Here is a 3805-nt window from a genome sequence, read left to right on the forward strand (position 1 = left end):
GCGCCCCGGCGGTCCTGGGGGTGTCGGGACGAGGGGCGTCTCCCCTCGTCCCGCGCTATCGCGCGGCATGTTCGCCTTCGTCGAACAAGGGGCAGTGGATTTCTGAGCGCGGACAAGAAAAAAGGCGCTCCGACAGGAAGCGCCTTTATCGCAGCAGAGCAAGCCGGCTTCAGCCGCCGAGGTCGGAAATCGCCTTGTTGATCGCTGATTGGGCCTTCTGAAGGGCCTTGAGCGCCTTGGCCCTGTCCATCTCCGTCTGCCGCGGGTCGAAGAAGCCGAGCGCGGCGAAGACAGCTTCCACGCGCTTCCGGATCCCATCCGTTGCCACCATCTGGACCGGCCCAGAGGGTTCGCCCCCGTCACCCCCCTCCCCGTCCCCGCCAGCATCAGTGTCACTATCTCCGCCTGGGCTGGGACCACTCGCGCCGGCTGCCGGCAACGAGGCCGGCGTTCGGGGCTCAGCTGCCGGCTCTTGCGGTGCCGCCGCCGGCGGCTCGGCTTGGCCACCCTTCTTGAGGCTGTCGACCAGGATCTGGACGCTGCGATAGGTGATCGCGTCCGGTCCGCGGTCGCTGACATAGGCCTCGACGAGTTCGGGGCGGCTCTTCCAAACCTGGAACAGGTCGTACAGGGCCCGCAGCGCGACATCCGGCGCGAGCTCCCGCAGGAAAGGCGGCATCTGCAGAATCGCGGCGTATTGGCTCAACTTCGCCTTGGGGATGCCGGTCGCTTTAGCGATGTCGGTGAGCTTCAGGCCGCCGCCCAACTGCTCCCCAATGAAACTCGCCATTTCCTCCGGGTTGAGGGCTTGGCGCTGCTCGTTCTCGACAACCTGCTTCTGACGGGTCCGCGCGGCTGCATCGTCGTCGGTATCAAGAAACGCATCGATCTCGGTCAGGCCGGCCATACTGGCGGCGCGCCAACGCCGCTCGCCGGCGACGATGATGTGAACCCCCTCCCCGTTCGCCGGCCTCACTCGGATCGGCTGCATCACGCCAACCGCCTTGAAGGATGCTGCGAGCTGGTCGAGGTCGTCGAACGACTTCCGAGGCTGGTCGGGGTCCGGTGCGATCTTGTCGATGGGGATCCGAAGTGGCTTTCCGGACTCAATGGGCGTTTCGGCCGCGGTGGCGATATCGCTGACAAGACTGGCGAACTTACTCATGCGGCGGCCTCCGAGAGGGCAAGGGTACGCTCCTTGATGACGGAGAGGATGGGCCGGATCTCCCGCCCGGCCTCCTGGGCCGCGGTCTTCTTGATCTTCCAGACCGGCACCTTCTCCGAAAGGGCCTCGCTGTATCCCTGCCGCTGGGTAATCACCCCCGGGAACATCATGTTCGAGCCGACCCCCTTGATGAGATCCTGAAGATGTTGCCGCTGCTTCGGTGAATTGCTCTGGAAGCGCGATGGTAGGAGGCCGAGGAAGTGAAGCGCGCGGCCGTTCCGGGCCTTGCTCTCGACGTGGCGCCGCTGGTTCAGCAGTGCGCGGACGCCGAGGAGCGCGTACTCCTCAAGCTCGATCGGCGACACCAGAGCATCGGCCACCATCATCGCAGCCATGTTCCGGACGCCCCACGTCGGCGGCGTGTCTATGACGACAAAATCGAAGTGCGCCTTCAGCTCCGGGAATCGCCCCTCGATCGACACCATCGCAGCTTCGGCTTGCTGCTCGGCCGCGAACAAGGCCGGGTCGGCTGCGAGAAGCGTGATGCCAGGCCTGCTCTCCAAGGCTAGGTCGGGACCGAAAAGCAGCTGCGAGGCCTTCGCGCCGTTGCCGTGCTCGGAAAGCGTGTGGCTGACATTCCCTTGGGGGTCGAAATCGATCACCAATATCCGGCTAGTCGGATCATCCTCGGCCAGGAACCAGGCGAGGTGAGCCGCCAGCATGGTCTTGCCGACACCCCCCTTCTGGTTGTTGATGACGATCGTCTTCATCTAGTCGTCCTTTCGCCGCCGATCCTTCAGATCGTCGTCTTCGATGTGGAGACCATAGGTTTTGAGTGCGCGAAGGATGAGGCCGCGGACCGTCTGGCTCGGATCGTCTCGAGCCCAATCGTCGATCTGCTCTTTGACGTAGGCGGGCGCCTTGATGTTGATCATCTTCTCGGCTCGGTCGAGGACCTTTGGAACTGCCTTCCTTCGCGTCATGGTGCTCTCTGTTGTTGTGCCTGTTACGGCACGGATCGGCGGCCTATGCGGCCGCCTCCTCCGTGCCTTCCTGCCTGTCTGGCTGGAAGCTGTGAATGAGATCGACGGCGCGTTGCGCAGCGGCCGCGGCCTTGAAGATGAACCGCTTGTCGTTTTTCAGGGCCTGCAGCCAACTCGCGATGTAGGCCGCATGGTCGATGATGTGATCCGGCCGAAAGCCTAGGTCCGCGCCGAGAAACGCAGCGCCGAGCTCGGCCACAAGCTCCTCCTGGGCGTAACCCTCGTCGCCCCACTGCTGGCGGCCGAAGTCCCGATCCAGCCGCGACGGGTGCCGCGTCCAATGGACGGTCTCATGGGCCCGCGTTGAGTAGTACTGCTCAGCATCCCTGAAGGCCTCGAACTCGGGCAAGCGGATTTCGTCGGTGGTGATCCGATAGAAGGCCTGGTTGCCGCCGTGCTCGACGGTCGCGGGCACGTTGGCAAGGAAACGCTCGGCGGCCTCGATCCTCGCCGGCGCCGGCGGCAACTCCTCCTCGGGCACATAGTACGCCGAAGGGAGGCCTTCGATCTGGTCGGCGCTGAAGACATAGAACGTCTTCATGAAGCGGATCGACTGGCTGACGGATCCGCCGTCGTCCCCCTCCTCCTCGATCTCCCGCGTGCCGGCGTAGACGACGCGGGTTGCCTTCGCACCCTTCCGGACATGGCCGCCGAGCTCGGCCGCCTGTTTGAACGTCATCCAGAACGGCGAGAGATACCCGGCCGCGGTCGCAGTCATCCACAGAATCAGGACGTTGATCCCGCGATAAGGGACGCCATTGTGCCGTAGCGGCCGGGTCGTCCCCTTGCTGGTCCAGGGCTTGTCCCACGGCCGAACACCCTCGTTCAGCGCCGCAACGATGCGGTCCGTCACGTCCTGGTAGATATCAGCGCGGTCAGTCATGATTCGTCCTTCCTATCACGATCACAGCTTTACATCTTTATGTAAAGCTTTTGTGGACACACTTCGGCTGTAGAAGGGCGCGGCCGACACTCTCGCCGGCCGCTGCTCATAGGATCACCGATCGTAGGCGCCGCTCTCATCCCCATCACGCTTCGGCGGCGTCGGGAACTCGATCTCTCCCCGTTCGTCGACCAGCACCTCGGGCGCAACCCGGTCGCTCCCCTCTCCTTCGATGCGATACTTCCGGTAGGTCATAGTCCCGACCACCTGGGCCAGACGGCCTTTCGTCCCGTGCTTCTCCAGCATGGAAATCAGGCCCTTCTGATAGGTAATCACCTTGTGCCATGCAGTCCGGTCGACCCAAGCGCCGGTCTCGCGATCCTTGTAGCCTTCATTTGAGGCAAGGCTAAGAGAAGCTTTTCGCCGACCATCCTGAAACGTGAAGATCTCGACATCATCTCCAAGATGACCAGAAACGATAAACTTGTTCATCTCAGTAACTCCTTCGGCTTCGTCGATCTAACAGAATAAATATATTTCGGATCTCGCTTTATGTAAAGACATAAAGACATGCAAGGACAAAAATAATCTGCTTTCATCTCTCTTCTATACATGGCATTGCCCCTTGTTCGACGAAGGCGAACATGCCGCGCGATAGCGCGGGACGAGGGGAGACGCCCCTCGTCCCGACACCCCCAGGACCGCCGGGGCGCG

Annotated in this window: 5 protein-coding genes; all 5 read right to left on the reverse strand. The window is 62.7% G+C overall.

Features of this window, described 5'->3' with window-relative positions; all coding sequences use genetic code 11:
- Positions 1 to 169 precede the first annotated feature (169 nt).
- Positions 170 to 1165: a ParB/RepB/Spo0J family partition protein gene (locus ACFW16_RS35820; RefSeq protein ID WP_380313879.1), complete on the reverse strand. Its 996-nt coding sequence runs from the start codon at positions 1163 to 1165 to the stop codon at positions 170 to 172.
- Positions 1162 to 1935, reverse strand: coding sequence for a ParA family protein (locus ACFW16_RS35825; RefSeq protein ID WP_380313880.1), 774 nt, complete (start codon positions 1933 to 1935; stop codon positions 1162 to 1164). The genes ACFW16_RS35820 and ACFW16_RS35825 overlap by 4 nt, the downstream gene beginning before the upstream one ends.
- Positions 1936 to 2100, reverse strand: a complete 165-nt coding sequence (locus ACFW16_RS35830; protein WP_380313881.1) for a hypothetical protein — start codon at positions 2098 to 2100, stop codon at positions 1936 to 1938.
- Between the two features lie 91 nt (positions 2101 to 2191).
- Complete coding sequence (locus tag ACFW16_RS35835) at positions 2192 to 3091, reverse strand: ArdC family protein (protein WP_380313882.1); 900 nt, start codon at positions 3089 to 3091, stop codon at positions 2192 to 2194.
- Between the two features lie 114 nt (positions 3092 to 3205).
- On the reverse strand, positions 3206 to 3583 hold the full coding sequence (locus tag ACFW16_RS35840; RefSeq protein ID WP_380313883.1) for a single-stranded DNA-binding protein: 378 nt from the start codon (positions 3581 to 3583) through the stop codon (positions 3206 to 3208).
- Positions 3584 to 3805 lie beyond the last annotated feature (222 nt).

Origin of the sequence: Inquilinus sp. NPDC058860 (genome assembly GCF_042743185.1) — a bacterium.
Classification (GTDB): Bacteria; Pseudomonadota; Alphaproteobacteria; order DSM-16000; family Inquilinaceae; genus Inquilinus.

What these genes read in the sequence shown, in the direction of transcription:
- ACFW16_RS35820 (WP_380313879.1), bottom strand. Translation starts at nt 1,165, where the DNA reads ATGAGTAAGTTCGCCAGTCTTGTCAGCGATATCGCCACCGCGGCCGAA.
- ACFW16_RS35825 (WP_380313880.1), bottom strand. Translation starts at nt 1,935, where the DNA reads ATGAAGACGATCGTCATCAACAACCAGAAGGGGGGTGTCGGCAAGACC.
- ACFW16_RS35830 (WP_380313881.1), bottom strand. Translation starts at nt 2,100, where the DNA reads ATGATCAACATCAAGGCGCCCGCCTACGTCAAAGAGCAGATCGACGAT.
- ACFW16_RS35835 (WP_380313882.1), bottom strand. Translation starts at nt 3,091, where the DNA reads ATGACTGACCGCGCTGATATCTACCAGGACGTGACGGACCGCATCGTT.
- ACFW16_RS35840 (WP_380313883.1), bottom strand. Translation starts at nt 3,583, where the DNA reads ATGAACAAGTTTATCGTTTCTGGTCATCTTGGAGATGATGTCGAGATC.